This window comes from Pseudomonas sp. MF06569, from assembly GCF_059862735.1.
The window spans coordinates 1-16,298 of sequence record NZ_JCBCUZ010000043.1 but is presented as its reverse complement, the minus strand read 5'-3'; the positions used below and the strand labels follow the sequence as shown (position 1 = coordinate 16,298).

Sequence of the window (16,298 nt, the reverse complement as noted above, 5' to 3'; positions counted from 1 at the left end):
CCAGTCAGGAACTCTCGATAGATCCATTATCAGTTAATTGATAAGACCACTTGCCTGGCATCAAGTGCTCGGCGGCAGATAACCCAATGTGCGCAAGGCCCGGGCCAGCGCTTCGACACGCTCCCGGGCCTGGTCTTCAGGCGTGCCGGCAAAGCCGATCAACAGGGCCGGTGACAGGGAATGCTTGATGCGGTAGTCGCTCAAGGCGTAGGTGTGGATGTTGTGTTGGGCCAGTTGCCGGGCAATGTCAGTGTCACTGAGTTCGGGGGGCAGCCAGGCGATCAGGTGCATGCCAGCTTCCGTAGGGGTAATCCTGAAAAAGCTGTCAATCTGCTTTTCAAGCTGTTCGATCAATGCCTGCTGGCGCGCCTTGTACAGCGCACGCATGCGGCGTATGTGCCCCAGGAAGTGGCCTTCACCCATGAAGTCCGCAGTTGTCGCCTGAAGCAGTGTGGGCGGACTGCGATCCATGACCGCGCGCAGGGTGCAGAAGGGTTCGACAAGGGTCTGCGGCAGAATCACGTAACCCAGTCTCAGTGACGGAAAGAGAACTTTGCTGAACGTTCCGACGTAGATCACCCGAGCCATCTGGTCCATTGCATAGAGCGCCGGGAGGAGTCGGCCACTGTAGCGAAACTCACTGTCGCAATCGTCCTCGATGATCCAGCTCTGATGCTGCGCGGCCCAGTCGATGAGTGCCTGGCGCCGCGCATAACTCAGGGTGACACCCAAAGGATGCTGGCGTGAAGGCGTACAAAACACCATTCGGGCATCAGGGCACTCGGTCAGGCCTTGCTGGACATCGATCCCCTGTTCATCGATACGCAACGGAATCACCTGAGCCCCTTGGGCCTGCAACGCAATGCGCGCGGCGATGTGCCCCGGATCTTCCATCCAGACGCTGTCCTGAGGATTGAGCAGCAGCATGCCCAGCAGGTTGAACGCTTGCTGCGCGCCGGAAACGATCACCACTTGCCCGGCACTGCAGTCGATGCCACGAGCATCGAATACGTATTCGGCAATCGCTGTGCGAAACGCCTGCAAGCCTTGCAACTCGCCATAACCCAGAATGGTCTTGGTTGGCTTGAGCAGATGACGGTTCATCAGGCGCCGCCAGATCGCCTGCGGGAATGCGTCATAGGTGCTGTGGCTAGGCAGAAAGGAGGTCGGGGCCGCGGGGTCCCAGTCGGCATAGGAAACCCCGCGAAAATGATCGCTGCGCAGCGACAGCATCGACTGGCTCAGGTCGGACAGGCGAGGTGGCTGGCGCTGTTGCTCATCCTCGATACCTCGGTTTTCCCACTCAGTGCCGACATACGTACCGGCGCCAGTGCGCGAGGCCAGGAAACCTTCGGCAATCAGTTGATCGAAAGCATTGAGAATGGTGATCCGCGACAATCCCAACTCGTTGCTCAAGGTCCGGGTCGACGGCAGGCGCACCCCCCCCTGGATCCTGCCGTTAAGTATCTGTTTGCGAATCTGCAGATACAGTTGGCGGTACAGGGGAATGGCATTGGCACGGTCTAACTCGATAGCCGACAGCAGCAAACCTGCGGGGGATTTCATGACATGCTCGCCTGGGTGAAGTGGGGTTTGACCTGGAAACCGTCAGGCGACGGTAGGTAAGGGTATCGAGCGATACCCGATAAGTCATCCGTCTGGCGTTGACGTCCGGCGCAATACCGATTCGCTACAGCGCTACCGAGAGTGAGGCGATGCCCATCGACCATGAAAGGCCATTCCCGTTTACCGGCACTCTGGAAAAGTGGACATCAACATTAAACCGCCGCTCATCCCGAGGAAGGCGTCGCGCATTTCTTCCAGCACATCGGAGCCCAGGGTTGACGCGTCGATGTAAAGGTTCGGTTGCACCATCTACACGGCGTCCAGGTTGAAACTGAGTCCTCCATGCAAGGCCAGGACTTCCTGGGTGATACCGACGCGGTCGATGAAGGTGACGTGGATGCGCATGGCGGGCCTGCAAGGTTGGCGAACTAAAATCAATATGCCGGTCGAAATTTGGATATGGCGAGCGTCACGTCATGCGTTACCGGTTGAACGCGCACTGGTGGCCAGGTCTTCCAGGAAGGCTTGCAGGATCGGTGGTGGTGCGGTGCCGCGTCGGGTGATCACGTCGAACGGCGACCTAAGGCGCATGCTGGCGGGGGCCAGCTGGTGCATCTCGCCGGACTTGAGCCATTGGGTCGCAAAGTGCTCGGGCAGAAAGCCCACGTAGGCGCCGGAGATGATCAGGATCGCCGACGCCTCGATGTTGTCCACGGTGGCTGCCGCCTTGCTGACGCCCAGGTGCTCCAGGTCGTATTGCTGCATGTAGCCGCGCACGACAATCCGCCCCGAGCTGATCTCTTCGAGCAATTCGTCACCTTCGGCCTTGTTGCCATACAGCGGGTGACGCCTCCCGCAATACAACCCTAGCGCCTCCTGGTACAGCGGTGAGTGCTGAAGGCCGGGCACATGGATCGGAAAGTGCCCGATGGCCAGGTGCAGTCGGCCGTCGAGCACCCGCTCTTCGAGTTCAGCCGGAGTACCCACGTAGACGTTCAGGTGCACGTCATGGCCCCTGGAAACGAAACGTTGGGTGGTACGCGGGATCGGCGAGTCGGGGTCGGTAATCGTGGTGTCGATGATCCCCAGGTTGAGCTTGCCGCTGATGTGTTGCTTGAGCACGTCGGCGTCCATGCAGAAGTTTTCCACCGCCGAGAGCAGGCGTTGGGTGGCTTCATGGATTGCCACTCCTTGCTCGGTCAGACGAAAGCCACTGCGGCCGCGCTGGCACAGTTTGACCCCGAGTCGGGTTTCCAGATGGGTCATCTGTTCGCTGATGGTCGACTGCCCGGCGTTCAACGCCGCCTGCGCGGCGGAGAACCCGCCACAGCGGACAATTGTGGCAAACACTCTGAGCAGTTTCAGATCGACATCGTGCAGTTGAATCACTGGGGCGCTCCCGCGTGTGGATGCATCGGTAATGCCGATATGAATATCTGATGTTTAGCATTTTTTCCAAGAAAACCTGCGCCCATAGTCACTCCAACGGCGGTCGCCTGGCAGTCCGCCAAGCCGAATACAAAAAATGGAGAGGCTAGAAATGTCGAACAACGGTTATGAATCCGGTCGCCTGAACCTGCCATTCGTGGGTCATTGCACCTTTGGCAAATCCCCTGTGTGCACCGATTGGGACGCGCTGGATGCCGACGTCGCGGTGCTCGGCGTGCCCAACGACATGGGCACCCAGTGGCGGTCCGGTGCACGCTTTGGACCACGAGGGATTCGTGAAGCGTCGACGCTGTTTTCCTTCGGCCACGCTGGCGCTTACGACCACGAAGATGACGTGATGTACCTGACCGCGTCGGACGTGCGCATGGTCGACGTCGGTGACGCCGATATCGTTCACACCGATATGGCCACTAGCAACAAGAACACCGAATACGCGGTGCGCAAAATCCTCGATGCCGGTGTCATGCCGGTGGTACTCGGCGGCGACCACTCGGTGCACGCTCCGGTGATCAAGGCGTTCGAAGGCCGCGGTCCGATCCATATCATCCACTTCGATGCACATCTGGATTTCGTCGACGAGCGCCACGGCGTTCGCTACGGCCACGGCAACCCGCTGCGCCGCGCGTCGGAAATGAACCACATCGTAGGCATGACCCAAATGGGCATTCGCAACGTGTCGTCCTCCAACCGCGATGACTACGAAGCGGCCCACGAGGCAGGTTCGAAGATTCTCTCGGTACGTGATGTGCGCCGCCTGGGGGTCGAAGGTGTTCTGGCGCTGATTCCGCAGAACATCAACTACTACATCACGATCGACATCGACGGTTTCGACCCGTCCATCGCTCCTGGGACTGGCACCCCGAGCCACGGCGGCTTCCTCTACTACGAAGTGCTGGAAATCATCCAGGCCCTGGCCAAACGCAGCCAAGGCAACATCGTTGGCATGGACCTGGTGGAAGTGGCACCGGTTTATGACCCAACCGGCATGACGTCGATTCTTGCCGCGCAACTGCTGCTCAACAGCATCGGTTTCATCTTCCACGAGCGGGCCAAGGTGCGTGCCGCCGAGAGCGAAACGACCCCGGTCTGATCATCGAAACCACCAAGCCCCGCAGTATCAGACTGCCGTGCAGAGAGAATAAAAATGGACACGATCGTCAAACAATACTTGCAAAAATTCGGTGTCAGCGAAGCCACCCAGACCTTTCTCAGCAAGGTCCAGAAAATGTTTATCGGCGGCGCTTGGGTCGAAGCCAGCGATGGCCAGACGTCCGACGTCATCGAACCTTCGACCGAAGGCTTGATCACCCGTATTCCCATGGGCACCACCGATGACCTGGACCGCGCCGTGCAAGCGGCCCGTGCCCAGTTCGACGGCGGCGCCTGGCGTCAGACCAAACCGGCAGAACGCGAGCGCATGATGCAGCGCCTGGCGGACCTTATTGAACTGAACTCCGCTGAACTGGCGGAAATCGAGTCCATTGACATGGGCAAATCCGTTGCCTTCGCCAAGGACGTGGATATCCAGGGCACCGTCGATACCCTGCGTTACTTCGCCGGTTGGGCCACCAAGCTCCACGGGCGCACCGTCGAGCCTTCGTTGCCGGGCAATTACCTGGCCTATACCCGCAAGGAAGCGGTAGGCGTGGTCGGCGCCATCGTGCCGTGGAACTTCCCGCTGCAAACCATGGCCTGGAAACTCGGTGCGGCCCTGGCCACCGGTTGCACTGTGGTTGTCAAACCCGCCGAGCTGACCTCACTGTCGGCCTTGCGTTTCGCTGAACTGGTGCAGGAAGCGGGAATACCGGACGGCGTGATCAACATCGTCACCGGTCGCGGCAGCGTGGTCGGTGCGGCCATGGCCACGCATCCTGGCATCGACAAACTGACCTTCACCGGCTCGACCCCGGTTGGCCGTACCGTCGGCCGCGCTGCGCTGGACGAAATGAAGCGTCTGACCCTCGAACTCGGCGGAAAATCACCCGTCATCGTGTTTGCCGATGCCGACATTCCGGCGGCTGCACAAGCGGTCGCCAACGGCGTGTTTTTCAACTCGGGTCAGGTATGCGATGCAGGCACACGGGCCTATATTCACAGCAGTGTCTATGACGAATTCCTGCGTGAACTGATCGCCTACACGCGCACCCTGAAAATGGCCCCGGGCCTGGACCCTGACTGCTTTATCGGCCCGCTGGTCTCGGCACTGCAAAAGCAGCGCGTGACCGAGTACATCGAAACCGGCAAGCAGGAAGGTGCCGAGCTGGTCTATGGCGGCCAACCGGTCGATGGCCCTGGCTTCTTCGTCGAGCCAACCATCTTCGCCCACTGCCGAAACGACATGCGCATCGTCCAGGAAGAGATCTTCGGTCCGGTGCTGGTCACTGCTGCATTCGACGACGAGGAAGACGCGCTGGCCCTGGCCAATGACTCGCCATACGGCCTGGCCGCTGCACTGTATTCCAATGACCTTGGCAAAGTGCACAGCCTGATTCCACGCCTCAAAGCGGGTTCGGTTTACGTCAATGCCCACGGCACCCTCGACCCGTCGATGCCGTTTGGTGGCTACAAGCAGTCCGGATTCGGCAAGGATCTGGGCGCCGAGCAGCTCGATTACCTGCTCGAAACCAAGGCGGTCTGGATCACGCTGCCTTAAGTCACGGCTGACGCCCCTCTACACGCGGCGCCAATGGCGCCCTCATGACTCGGGAACGGCAAGGACGCGCCCGATAGTCGTTCACCCGAAAGAATGCGGTTGTCTCGTCATGATCTTCCAACAATAAGAGTACGTCATGAACACTAACGCCAAGTCAGCCTCGAGCGTATCGGCCCACGATGACAAAATCGTCGTTGAAAGCCATTCAATTGACTTCATCCCGGAGAACGAGCGAACCGATAAACTGTCGAGCCAGGGCCCGTTCTGGTTCCTCGGCAATTTCACGTTCTTCACCATGACCATCGGCTTCGTGGGCCCAAGCGTCGGCTTGACCGCGCTCTGGACCACGCTCGCTGGCACTCTGGGCATTATGTTCGGCACACTGTTCATGGCGTTTCACGGTTCCCAAGGCCCACACCTGGGCCTGCCACAAATGATCCAGTCCCGAGCACAGTTCGGCTATCGCGGTGTGATTCTGGTGTTACTGGCGACGCTGTTTGTGTTCGCCGGCTTCAATATCGTCAACCTGGTGTTGATGATGCAGGGGCTGCACACGCTGTTCGGCTTTCACCCCTGGGTAATCGGGGTCGCGGTGACGATACCGGCGGCGGTGCTGGCGATTCTCGGTCACGACTGGATGCACCGCAGCTTCAAATGGGCGTTGTTCCTGTCGCTGCCGCTGTATGGCCTGGTGACGTTGGCGGTGCTGATGGGGTGGGTGCCGGATGCGGCAATGCCAGCATTGGTGGCCGGCGAAGTGGCTCCAGCCCCATTGGGCTTCAACTGGACCGGTTTCATTGCGCAGTTTGCGGCAGCCGCCAGTTACAACATCGCCTACGCCCCGTATGTGTCTGACTACTCGCGCTACCTGCCAAAGAACACCTCCAGCGGCAAGTTGATTGCGGTGGTGTTTCTCGGTGCTTCGTTGTCCGGCGCGTGGATGATTTCCGTAGGTGGCTGGCTGGCCGATCACCTGCACTCCACTGACGTGCTGGTGGCCCTCGGTCAAGTCGGCAACACCGTGTCGCCACTGATGGGTACGGCGGTCGTGGTCATCACCATCGTGGCGTTCCTGCCGGTGATCGCGATGAACATCTACAGCGCGAAACTGACCACGCTGACTTGCGTCGATTCAATCAAGCACATCGAACCCACCCGCAAGGCGCGGATTCTAGCGATTGGCTTCGTGATCCTGCTGCAACTGGGCGTGGCCCTGAGCATCCAGAGCTCGGGCAAAGGATTGTCGGTGTTGGGGATCTACCTTGTGGTGATGCTGTACTTCTTGGTGCCCTGGACCTCGGTCAACCTCACGGACTACTTCTTCGTGCGCAAGGGCCGCTACGCCATCCCGCACTTCTTCATGCCCCACGGCAACATCTATGGCAGCTGGGGACTGCGCGGCATCGCCGCGTATGCCATCGGTTTTGTTTCGATGATTCCGTTCTTCTACATCTTCGACGGCGTTGAACAGCGTGAAGTCTATGTCGGCCCCCTCGCCAAGGCGCTGGGGAGCATCGACATCGCCTGGCTAGTCGGGCTGATCGTCTCTGGATTGGCGTACTACTGGCTCAGCCGTTCGATCGATCTCAAGCGCGAGGAAGCCGTGATCCAGCAAATCGAAAAAACCTCCCCGCAATACACCACTGGCGACACGCTGACCCACAAACAGCAAAAGCCGGTTTTCACTGAATCAACGGTCGGGAGATGACCATGGTTACGCAAAAATACGACTACATCATCATTGGCGCAGGCTCGGCAGGTTGTGTCTTAGCCAGCCGCCTGAGTGAAGACCCGGACACCTCGGTACTGGTGCTGGAGTTTGGTGGCAGTGATCGCAGCGTGGTGATCCAGATGCCGAGCGCGTTCTCGATCCCAATGAACACCAAGAAGTACAACTGGCGCTATGAGACCGAGCCGGAGACTTACCTCAACGGCCGGCGGGTTCACTGCCCACGGGGTAAGGTGTTGGGTGGTTCTTCGTCGATCAACGGCCTGGTGTACATCCGTGGCCATGCGCTGGACTTTGACGAGTGGGAATCCCTCGGTGCTGAAGGGTGGGGCTATCGCAACTGTCTGCCGTACTTCAAACGGGCCGAGAACTACGAGTTGGGTGGCGACAGCTATCGCGGGAAAACCGGGCCGCTGCACACCACCAACGGCAACAACATGAAAAATCCGCTGTACGGCGCATGGGTCGAAGCCGGTGCAGAAGCGGGCTACATCAAGACCGAGGACTGCAACGGCTACATGCAGGAAGGTTTCGGTGCCATGCACATGACCGTGAAAAACGGCGTGCGCTGCTCGACTGCCAATGCCTATCTGCGGCCTGCCATGGGCCGTCCGAACCTGACCGTGATTACCCACGCGATGACTCGCCAGATCCTGCTTGAAGGCAAGCGCGCTGTGGGGGTCATGTATGACCATGACGGTCAGACACATCAGGTCCATTGCAACCGTGAAGTGCTGATATCGTCCGGTCCTATCGGTTCGCCGCACCTGCTGCAACGCTCGGGTATCGGTCCGGCCGATGTCCTGCGTAAAGCCGGGATTGGCGTGCGCCATGACCTGCCGGGGGTAGGGGAGAACTTGCAGGATCACGCCGAGGTGTACATCCAGTTCGGCTGCAAGGAGCCGGTGACACTCAACAGCAAGATGGACCCGCTGAGCAAGCTGATGATCGGTTTACGCTGGCTGCTGTTCAAGGACGGGCTTGGCGCGACCAACCACTTCGAGGCCGGCGGTTTCATTCGCTCGGAGAAGGGCCTGCGCTGGCCGGACATTCAGTTCCACTTCCTGCCGGCGGCCATGCGCTACGACGGCAACAAACCGATCAAGGGCCATGGCTTCATGGTGCTCACCGGACCGAATAAACCGAAAAGCCGCGGGTATGTGCGGGCGCGCTCGGCGGATCCTTACGTGCATCCGGAAATTCGCTTCAACTACCTGGAACGGGAAGAGGACCGCGAAGGCTTTCGCCGCTGCATTCGTCTGACTCGCGAGATCATCGGTCAGAAGGCGATGGACCGCTTCCGCGATGGCGAAATTGCCCCTGGCGCGCACCTGACCAGCGACGAAGAACTCGACGCCTTCGTGCGTGACAATCTGGAAAGCACCTACCACCCTTGCGGTTCGTGCCGCATGGGCGAAGATGACATGGCGGTGGTTGATTCTGAATTGCGTGTGCGCGGCATCGCCGGTTTGCGCGTGATCGATTCTTCGGTATTCCCGACCGAGCCGAACGGCAACCTCAACGCGCCGACCATCATGCTGGCCGAACGCGCATCCGACCTGGTTCGCGGGCTGAAGATGCTGCCGGCGTCGCTTGTACCCGTGGGGTTGGTCGAGGATTGGGGGAGCAGTCAGCGCTCAACGGTGCCGGGCCGCAACGTGCGGGTTTAATTCTGTAGAAATGATCGCAGCCTGCGGCAGCTCCTGCATTGGAATTCGTTCCCCTGTAAGAGCTGCCGCAGGCTGTGATCCGTTCCCATTGCTAGTCTGTGACTTCTTGAGACCGCCATGGAGACAGAGAAACCAATACGCCTTCCGACCAGAGTCCCCAGTATTTCTGGCTGTTGGGTTTGACCCGGAAATACAGAGCGCTGCCGTCCAGCTCACGGCAGGCGCAAGCTTCTGGTTCCAGACTGGGCAGTGTGGTGTCAGCCATGGGGCTACAAGCAGGCATACACGAAGGCGGGGCTGTCAGGGGACATAGAGCGACAAACCGAATCCCCCAGACACAAGAAAGCCCGCACTAGGCGGGCTTCTTGTTGGTTTCATGTTCATCTTGCAATGTAGTGAAACCGGTATTTGGTGGCTACACAGGGACTTGAACCCCGGACCCCAGCATTATGAATGCTATGCTCTAACCAACTGAGCTATGTAGCCAATGGCGCGCATTATTCCCTCGTAATGGACATGTGTCAAGCAAATATCTTAAAAAATCTTTGTGCTATCAACTGCTTAAGGTTTTGAGCGGCTTTGGATGGCAATATCTTGTAAAAAAATGGCACATTGACGTACCTGCAAGCGCGCATTCACCTGTCGTACGGAAGCTCAAATGGCTCTTAGCAACGCTCAAACAACTACAACCGCGTCCCATCCAGTTCCCCAGTCCAGCCCGTTAGTCATGCGCATTATCGGTGCCGTGGCGTTGGCGCATCTGATCAATGACCTGATCCAGGCGGTACTGCCGTCGATCTATCCGATGCTCAAGGCCAAATATGACCTGACCTTTACCCAGATCGGGCTGATTACCCTGACGTTCCAGATGACGGCTTCTCTATTGCAGCCGTGGGTGGGTTACTACACCGACCGTCATCCCAATCCGTTATTGCTGCCAGCCGGTATGGTGTGCACCCTGATAGGGATTTTGATGCTGTCCCAGGTTGGCAGCTTTCCGCTGATCCTGCTGGCGGCAGGGCTGGTCGGGGTTGGCTCTTCAACCTTTCACCCTGAAGCATCCCGCGTGGCAAGGCTCGCCTCAGGCGGACGATACGGCCTGGCGCAATCGACCTTTCAAGTGGGTGGCAACGCGGGCTCGGCCTTCGGGCCGTTGTTGGCTGCGGCCATCATTATTCCCTATGGCCAGGGCAATGTGGCCTGGTTCGGGCTATTTGCGCTGTTCGCCGTAGGGCTGCTGTATGTCATTAGCCGCTGGTACCGCAACCACTTGAACCTGTTCAAGCTCAAGGCCGGGCAGAAAGCGACCCATGGCCTTTCAAAACGGCGGGTGCTCGGTGCGTTGGTGGTGCTCGGCCTGCTGGTGTTCTCCAAGTATTTCTACATGGCGAGCCTGACCAGCTACTACACCTTCTTTCTGATTGAGAAGTTCGACGTGTCGGTCTCGACTTCACAGCTGTATCTGTTCCTGTTCCTGGGAGCCGTTGCAGCGGGTACGTTCTTTGGTGGGCCGATAGGCGATCGCATCGGACGCAAGGCGGTGATCTGGTTCTCGATACTCGGGGTGGCACCGTTCACGTTGATGTTGCCTTATGCCGACCTGTTCTGGACCAGTGTGCTCAGTGTGGTCATCGGCTTTATTTTGGCCTCTGCCTTCTCGGCTATCGTGGTGTACGCCCAGGAGCTGGTGCCGGGCAATGTGGGAATGATTGCGGGTATCTTCTTTGGCTTGATGTTTGGCTTTGGCGGGATCGGTGCCGCCTTGCTCGGGCACCTGGCTGACATTCATGGCATCGAGTACGTCTATACCCTGTGCTCATATCTGCCGCTGTTCGGCGTGCTGGCGATTTTGCTGCCGCGAACGAAAAAAATCTGAATCGGTAGTGGGCGGCCACTCCCTGGCCTTTCTGCACGCTAACCCTCAACCATGGACCTCTCTGTGCAGATGTCCGTGGTGAGCACTAGCAGTGGGTGGCTATCTTGAGCTGCTCCCGGGCCCGCGAGATGCGTGAACGAACCGTCCCTATGGGGATCTCCAGAACATTGGCCGTGTCGCGATAACTACCGCCGCTTTCCAGCGACACGTACAGCGTATTGCGCATTTCGGTTGGCAGCCGGTTGATGGCCGTGAGGGTCAGTTCAAGACGTCGATTGATTTCGAACTGACCACCCAGGTCGCTGGCGCAATGCTGCTCAGGGCAGAGCGCCTCGTCGAACTCGCAATGTACCGGCCTCGCGTACAGCCGGCGAAAGTGATTGCGAATCAGGTTCTGGGCAATGCCGCACATCCATGTGCTCAGTGTTGCCTGGCCATTGAAGCGGTCTTTGCTTCGCCAGGCCTCCAGACAGGTCACTTGAAAAATATCGTCCGCATCCTCGGGGTTCAATACGCGCTTGTGAATAAACGCTTTCAGTTTTTTCTGGAGCCCGGTCGACAGATCCAGGGGGGTGGTAGAAGAGGTCAAGAGGGGTGGGGAGGAAACATCATCAAGGCAATTCATTTTTTATCCTCAGGTGTGCGCTATCGAAATGATTTCGACGAAGGCCTCCTAAGCACCGCCTGTGCCAATCAATGAATTGCCTTTATATGATTGTTTTTTTAAGAGTTTTATTTTTTTGATGGCACCTTTTTGTGCCGAAACTTGCGTGGCCTGTCCTGGGCTTGCGCCAACTTTTTCAAAAACCATGTCAGCTGCGCGCCGGGGAACCGTTTGCCTGGGACCGGCCACACAGGTCATCGAACCTTCCTGACTTGGCATTCCTATGAAATTTGACGGACGAAACGAAGCCGTGCAGGCACTGAGTTCGATGCTCTCTTCGCGGGCCGTTCAAATTCAGACGCCGCAGTCGTCTCAGCAAAGTGCCGCCGAGGAAGTCGGCATGCTGTTCAGTCAAAAGGTCGAGAGCAGCAGCAAGGAACTGAGTCAACGCAAGCTGCGAACGCTGGATACCCAGGTGCAGAGAATTCAGGGTATTGAACAACTGAACGAACTCTATGAGCAGCTGGGTCATCCCGGCCAGCTCAGCCTGGAGCAACTGGCCCGGCAAGTTCGTCAGGAGCTGTTGTCAAAGCCGGATGTCGAGGGTTTGCTGACGTTGACCGGTGGTGATCCGGCTCGCACCCACGTCGTACTGCAGCACGTGACTGACCAGGCACAGGCACAAGGGCGTGAAACTGAAGCGGCGCTGGCGCGTGATTTTCAAGAGCAGGTGCAAGCCCGCTATCACCCGCAGATCCAGGCCGGGGTGAATATCGCGCTGGCGCTTAAAACGGCCGATGGCGATGCCGCATTGCGTCAGGCGGTTCGTGTTTTGTATTACGCCAGCGTGGTGGTGAAGCAATCGCTGGTGAGCATTACCCAGGCGCTGTTGGGACTGTTCGGTGAAGAGGAGATCAGTGTCGGTCTGAGCATGATGAGAAGAGCGCTGGCGGATGATCTTGCGGCCTACCGTCCCTCTGTTCCGACCATCAAGCTGCGAGCCTTGTTGCTCGGTCTGCAGGGCTGCAGTCAACTGGGCAGTGCCTTGGGTAATTGCCGTCTTTATCTTGAGCGTTTGCCATCCCGTGAACGGCAGGCCGAACTGTCGGCCGTTGCCCTGTTGCAACGTCTGTTGGGATACGCGAGTACTGACATTGACGCCGAGGAAGTTCGAAGCCTGAGCCGGGAGTTGGGTGGCGCCAGGTTGTCCAGCCAACTGGTCTCGCTCAATCAACTCTACCCGTTGATTCAGCACCTTCCCCTGGTGCTGTGGAGTGATCCGGAAAAGCGCCAGACAACCTTGCAGCTTTTTTTGAGCCTGATGGGTGAACACACTCAGGCCGAAGGCATTGCCCAACTGAGGCCCGGGTTGTCGAGATACATTCGATGAGACTTGTTCAATGGCTCAATAAAGGCCTGAACAGCATTGCAAGTCCGGGAGAGGTACTTGGGGCCATTGTGGTGCTGGGGATCGTGTTTATTTTTATCGTGCCGCTGCCGACCTGGATGGTCGATATCCTGATTGCGGTCAATATCTGTATTGCCTGCCTGCTGATTGTTCTGGCGTTTTACCTGCCGAGTCCTTTGGCGTTCTCTTCGTTTCCTGCACTCCTGCTGCTTACCACGATGTTTCGCCTGGCGTTGTCGATTGCGACGACCCGGCTGATCCTGATGGATCAGGATGCCGGTGACATTGTCGAGGCGTTCGGCAACTTCGTGGTGGGGGGCAATCTCGCGGTTGGGCTGGTGATCTTTCTGATCATCACCATCGTCAACTTTCTGGTGATTACCAAGGGCTCGGAACGGGTGGCCGAAGTGGCGGCGCGCTTCAGTCTGGATGCGATGCCAGGCAAGCAGATGTCCATCGACAGTGACTTGCGTGGCGGGTTGATCAATGGTGCGCAGGCTCGTCACAAACGCGATGAGTTGTCTCGGGAAAGCCAGCTGTTCGGGGCAATGGATGGCGCCATGAAATTTGTGAAGGGGGACGCCATCGCAGGCTTGGTCATTGTTGTGATCAACATCCTGGGGGGTTCTCCACCGGCATGCTGCAACACGGAATGAGTGCTGCCCAAGCCATATCGCTGTATTCAGTGTTGACCATTGGTGATGGCCTGATCGCGCAGATTCCGGCGCTGCTGATTTCATTGACCGCAGGCATGATCATCACCCGCGTCGCTCCCGACGACCAATCCCCACGCAGTAACATCGGTACGCAGATCGGGCAGCAAATAACCGGCGAACCCAAGAGCTGGATAATCGCATCGGCGGGAATGCTGGCGTTCGCAGCCTTGCCCGGGATGTGGCACCTCATCGAATAAATGAAGCAAGGCTTGGTTGACCACTGTTGAAGCGTTCGACTCGATCCCCTGGCACAAGGCCCGGTGTTCCAGTTGCCAGTGCGAGAGCTGGGCATTGGCCTGTTGCCAGAATTCGCCGTGGGCTTTTTTCAGCAGGGCTTCGGAGGCTGCATGAGCGTGACTCAGCAGTTCTTCGGCTTGTGCCTTTGCCTGTTCAAGGACTTGATTGACTTGGCCGCAGTCGATGAGGTTTTCGCGGGTAATCAGTGTCTGGGGCAGTCCGGGGGCGCCAGGCCGCAGTTCAATCGTGCGTCGTGACAGCATTGTGATTGCCCTCGATGCTTCCTGAGTCTGGAGGGTATGTTTGCTCATGCCAGAGCACGGCTTGCCAAAGCACCTCAAGCCTGGACATGCGGATATCCAACGGTGGTTTTTGCTCCATTGCCATGATCCTTGTAGGCGCAAAGCGCAGTCGCAACCGTTGCCACACGTGCGGCTCAACCCAAGCCCTAAGCAGCTGCAACGTGTCGTCGGTTGGCTGGAGCCAGCTCTGGGTATGCAGGCCTGTCGCCAGGCGCTGGCACCATAAACGTTGTGTGGCGTTTAGCTGACCTGGCAGCCGCGGGCGGCAAATATGATCGACCAGTTGCAACATGAAGCCGTGTTGCGACGGCTGGGCCAACGCCAGATAAACCAGGCTGGCAGAGGGTTCGCAGGGCAGGCAGGGGGTAATCGAAAAAGCCTTGCTCACGGCCGAGTGCCGGCTTCGGGTCAGGGCAACTTCAGAAACAACAGCCTCAGCGTTACGCCAGTCCGGATGGGTTTTTCGCCATGGGAAGGCCCACCACTGAACCCACAGGTCAGCCTCGGTCATGCAGAACCTTCCTCAGGTGGGGGCGTTTTATGTCTCAACTTCAGCCACATGACAGGGCCGGTAATCGCAAGAAGGAGCCCAAAGACTCCACCGGCAAAGGTTTTTTTCCAGAACCCCAGGTTTTGCTCCGGCACCAGAAAGGGGCCAAAGAAGAGCAGCTGCTGCTTGTCTTGAAACGCAGTCGCCGGAACAAATACCGTGGTTATTTTGTTCGGGTTGTCTAAAGCCGTGGCCATGCCTGGAATACTGCTGGCAACCATTCGGCGTACCCGAGACTGAATGCTGTCGGGGTCCAGTCTTGAGTCATGTTTGATGAAGACCGAAGCCGACGCGGGCTGAACTGCCTCGCCCGGGGCTACTCGCTCGGGAAGCACCACATGCACACGCGCAACGATGACACCGTCTATGTTTGACAGCGTGGCTTCGAGTTCCTGTGACAAGGCGTGGATGTAGCGGGCACGCTCTTCCAGCGGAGTAGAAATGACTCCCTCCTTGCGAAAGATTTGTCCCAGTGTCGAGCGTGTTGCCTTGGGCAGCCCGGCGGCTGCAAGAGTCTTGATAGCCCGGCTGATATCTTGTGCACTCACCCGCACGGAGACTCCGTTTTTGGTAGGGATCTTTTGGCTATGAACTTGCTTGTCTGCCAATTCGGCGATGACTTCATTGGCTTCTTGTTCGGAAAGCTGGCTGTGAAGCTCCACACTTTCACCACAACCGGCCAAACACATTACGAGCAAAAACATCAGGCTCTTGATAGGGCGCGACACAATGCTGTTACCGTCTAAGACAGATTGGTGAGTTTTTCGATTGCTTGTGACGTCTTGCTGATTATCTTGGCGCTCAATACGGTCATCAAGATGAAATGCCGACATGGCCCGGGTTGATTTGAGCATGTCGACGGGATCGGTACTGGTGCTGACTTTTTGCAAGGCCTGTGCAGCCCTGTTCGAGAGGCCTTACAAGAATTCCGAGCGCTGACTGAGCGGGCTGGCGCCATTGTTGTAAGGAACTTCGGCCGCAGGCGATTTCAACAAGGTATTGAACCAGTTTATATCGGCAGTCTCAGGTGCAGGATACGGCGTGTCAGGGAACATGGACGGTGCCAGGGTGGCAACGTCAGGGGCATTAACGTTCATATAAAGCCTCAGGTGTGCCGTGTTCGATCTGCGAGACGTATCGGTGAGCGTCGCAAGAAAGGTCTGAGCGGGTCGTTTAGGGCAATGCCCCATTATTGAGATGGGGCATTGGCCAATGCATCAATAGTTCAGTGCTTTACCAGCAGATTGCATCGCATTCATCTGCTTGCTGGCGGTATCCATGATGCCCGCCGATTTTGCACCGCGGGCGTCATTTTCGAGTTTCTCTTTGTTTGTTAAGTAACTGTCCCAGGCTAGTTTCTTGTTTAGTTCGGCTTGTTCTTTGATGGAGTCTTTATCTGGTGTGCTGCCGCTGTAGTGGTCAACTCATCCCGGACACGGTTTTGAGTTTTTCTTCCGTTTTCGCTGGGGCCAATCCATCGTTAAATTGATGAGGTCGGATCCAGTTGTAGTGATGCATCAGGTACTGGCTAATATCTC

At 57.8% G+C, this 16,298-nt stretch carries 13 protein-coding genes, 1 tRNA gene and 3 pseudogenes; 7 read left to right on the top strand and 10 right to left on the bottom strand.

The genetic code is table 11. From position 1 onward, the window contains the following. Positions 1-60 precede the first annotated feature (60 nt). The 3 genes and pseudogenes from pdxR to AC19YQ_RS23685 all read right to left on the bottom strand — a co-directional run bounded on the left by pdxR (position 61) and on the right by AC19YQ_RS23685 (position 2,955). Positions 61-1,566: a MocR-like pyridoxine biosynthesis transcription factor PdxR gene (pdxR, locus tag AC19YQ_RS23695; RefSeq protein WP_133076438.1), complete on the bottom strand. Its 1,506-nt coding sequence runs from the start codon at positions 1,564-1,566 to the stop codon at positions 61-63. Positions 1,567-1,785: 219 nt separating this feature from the next. Next, positions 1,786-1,971: pseudogene (locus AC19YQ_RS23690) on the bottom strand (ACT domain-containing protein); the annotation flags it as partial. Between the two features lie 69 nt (positions 1,972-2,040). Continuing rightward, positions 2,041-2,955, bottom strand: a complete 915-nt coding sequence (locus tag AC19YQ_RS23685) for a LysR family transcriptional regulator (protein WP_133076437.1) — start codon at positions 2,953-2,955, stop codon at positions 2,041-2,043. A 151-nt stretch (positions 2,956-3,106) separates the two neighbouring features. Between AC19YQ_RS23685 and speB the strand changes: the two genes are divergently transcribed. The 4 genes from speB to betA all read left to right on the top strand — a co-directional run bounded on the left by speB (position 3,107) and on the right by betA (position 9,067). Then, positions 3,107-4,105, top strand: a complete 999-nt coding sequence (gene speB, locus AC19YQ_RS23680) for an agmatinase (protein ID WP_133076436.1) — start codon at positions 3,107-3,109, stop codon at positions 4,103-4,105. 54 nt (positions 4,106-4,159) lie between these two features. Next, positions 4,160-5,668: an aldehyde dehydrogenase family protein gene (locus AC19YQ_RS23675; protein WP_133076435.1), complete on the top strand. Its 1,509-nt coding sequence runs from the start codon at positions 4,160-4,162 to the stop codon at positions 5,666-5,668. 136 nt (positions 5,669-5,804) lie between these two features. Continuing rightward, positions 5,805-7,376, top strand: a complete 1,572-nt coding sequence (locus AC19YQ_RS23670) for a purine-cytosine permease family protein (RefSeq protein WP_133076434.1) — start codon at positions 5,805-5,807, stop codon at positions 7,374-7,376. 2 nt (positions 7,377-7,378) lie between these two features. Then, positions 7,379-9,067 carry a choline dehydrogenase gene (gene betA, locus AC19YQ_RS23665; protein WP_133076433.1) on the top strand — a complete coding sequence of 563 codons (1,689 nt, stop codon included), beginning with the start codon at positions 7,379-7,381 and terminating at the stop codon, positions 9,065-9,067. Between the two features lie 409 nt (positions 9,068-9,476). On the opposite strand, the gene AC19YQ_RS23660 is transcribed toward betA, so the two are convergent. Continuing rightward, positions 9,477-9,553, bottom strand: a tRNA-Met gene (locus tag AC19YQ_RS23660). 172 nt (positions 9,554-9,725) lie between these two features. On the opposite strand from AC19YQ_RS23660, the gene AC19YQ_RS23655 reads away from it, so the two are divergent. Continuing rightward, complete coding sequence (locus tag AC19YQ_RS23655; protein ID WP_133076423.1) at positions 9,726-10,943, top strand: MFS transporter; 1,218 nt, start codon at positions 9,726-9,728, stop codon at positions 10,941-10,943. A gap of 85 nt (positions 10,944-11,028) precedes the next feature. Here the strand turns inward: AC19YQ_RS23655 and AC19YQ_RS23650 are convergent, their stop codons facing one another. After that, the gene (locus AC19YQ_RS23650; protein WP_326397353.1) at positions 11,029-11,568 is read right to left on the bottom strand and encodes an RNA polymerase sigma factor; all 540 of its coding nucleotides are present in this window, start codon (positions 11,566-11,568) and stop codon (positions 11,029-11,031) included. A gap of 48 nt (positions 11,569-11,616) precedes the next feature. After that, positions 11,617-11,805 carry a hypothetical protein gene (locus tag AC19YQ_RS23645; protein ID WP_133076421.1) on the bottom strand — a complete coding sequence of 63 codons (189 nt, stop codon included), beginning with the start codon at positions 11,803-11,805 and terminating at the stop codon, positions 11,617-11,619. 25 nt (positions 11,806-11,830) lie between these two features. Here AC19YQ_RS23645 and sctW point away from each other — a divergent pair, with 25 nt between their 5' ends. Both sctW and AC19YQ_RS23635 read left to right on the top strand, forming a co-directional pair. Then, the gene (sctW, locus tag AC19YQ_RS23640; RefSeq protein ID WP_326397354.1) at positions 11,831-12,937 is read left to right on the top strand and encodes a type III secretion system gatekeeper subunit SctW; all 1,107 of its coding nucleotides are present in this window, start codon (positions 11,831-11,833) and stop codon (positions 12,935-12,937) included. Then, a pseudogene (locus AC19YQ_RS23635) lies at positions 12,934-13,862 on the top strand (FHIPEP family type III secretion protein); the annotation flags it as partial. The gene sctW and the pseudogene AC19YQ_RS23635, both read left to right, overlap by 4 nt. Positions 13,863-13,874: 12 nt before the next feature. Here AC19YQ_RS23635 and AC19YQ_RS23630 read toward each other — a convergent pair. The 4 genes and pseudogenes from AC19YQ_RS23630 to AC19YQ_RS23615 all read right to left on the bottom strand — a co-directional run. Then, a pseudogene (locus AC19YQ_RS23630) lies at positions 13,875-14,171 on the bottom strand (HrpE/YscL family type III secretion apparatus protein); the annotation flags it as partial. Then, on the bottom strand, positions 14,149-14,721 hold the full coding sequence (locus AC19YQ_RS23625) for a type III secretion protein (RefSeq protein ID WP_133076420.1): 573 nt from the start codon (positions 14,719-14,721) through the stop codon (positions 14,149-14,151). The pseudogene AC19YQ_RS23630 and the gene AC19YQ_RS23625, both read right to left, overlap by 23 nt. Continuing rightward, a complete protein-coding gene (gene sctJ / locus AC19YQ_RS23620; protein ID WP_133076419.1) occupies positions 14,718-15,464 on the bottom strand; it encodes a type III secretion system inner membrane ring lipoprotein SctJ in 747 nt (248 codons plus the stop codon). Before sctJ ends, AC19YQ_RS23625 begins: the two co-directional genes overlap by 4 nt. 213 nt (positions 15,465-15,677) lie before the next feature. Further along, on the bottom strand, positions 15,678-15,857 hold the full coding sequence (locus AC19YQ_RS23615) for a hypothetical protein (RefSeq protein ID WP_133076417.1): 180 nt from the start codon (positions 15,855-15,857) through the stop codon (positions 15,678-15,680). Positions 15,858-16,298 lie beyond the last annotated feature (441 nt).

Excerpts from the sequence above, each read along its gene's own strand:
- AC19YQ_RS23645 (WP_133076421.1), bottom strand. The coding sequence starts at position 11,805 with ATGACCTGTGTGGCCGGTCCCAGGCAAACGGTTCCCCGGCGCGCAGCT.
- betA (WP_133076433.1), top strand. The coding sequence starts at position 7,379 with ATGGTTACGCAAAAATACGACTACATCATCATTGGCGCAGGCTCGGCA.
- pdxR (WP_133076438.1), bottom strand. The coding sequence starts at position 1,566 with ATGAAATCCCCCGCAGGTTTGCTGCTGTCGGCTATCGAGTTAGACCGT.
- AC19YQ_RS23650 (WP_326397353.1), bottom strand. The coding sequence starts at position 11,568 with ATGAATTGCCTTGATGATGTTTCCTCCCCACCCCTCTTGACCTCTTCT.
- sctJ (WP_133076419.1), bottom strand. The coding sequence starts at position 15,464 with ATGTTTTTGCTCGTAATGTGTTTGGCCGGTTGTGGTGAAAGTGTGGAG.
- AC19YQ_RS23675 (WP_133076435.1), top strand. The coding sequence starts at position 4,160 with ATGGACACGATCGTCAAACAATACTTGCAAAAATTCGGTGTCAGCGAA.
- AC19YQ_RS23615 (WP_133076417.1), bottom strand. The coding sequence starts at position 15,857 with ATGAACGTTAATGCCCCTGACGTTGCCACCCTGGCACCGTCCATGTTC.
- AC19YQ_RS23670 (WP_133076434.1), top strand. The coding sequence starts at position 5,805 with ATGAACACTAACGCCAAGTCAGCCTCGAGCGTATCGGCCCACGATGAC.
- speB (WP_133076436.1), top strand. The coding sequence starts at position 3,107 with ATGTCGAACAACGGTTATGAATCCGGTCGCCTGAACCTGCCATTCGTG.
- AC19YQ_RS23655 (WP_133076423.1), top strand. The coding sequence starts at position 9,726 with ATGGCTCTTAGCAACGCTCAAACAACTACAACCGCGTCCCATCCAGTT.
- sctW (WP_326397354.1), top strand. The coding sequence starts at position 11,831 with ATGAAATTTGACGGACGAAACGAAGCCGTGCAGGCACTGAGTTCGATG.
- AC19YQ_RS23625 (WP_133076420.1), bottom strand. The coding sequence starts at position 14,721 with ATGACCGAGGCTGACCTGTGGGTTCAGTGGTGGGCCTTCCCATGGCGA.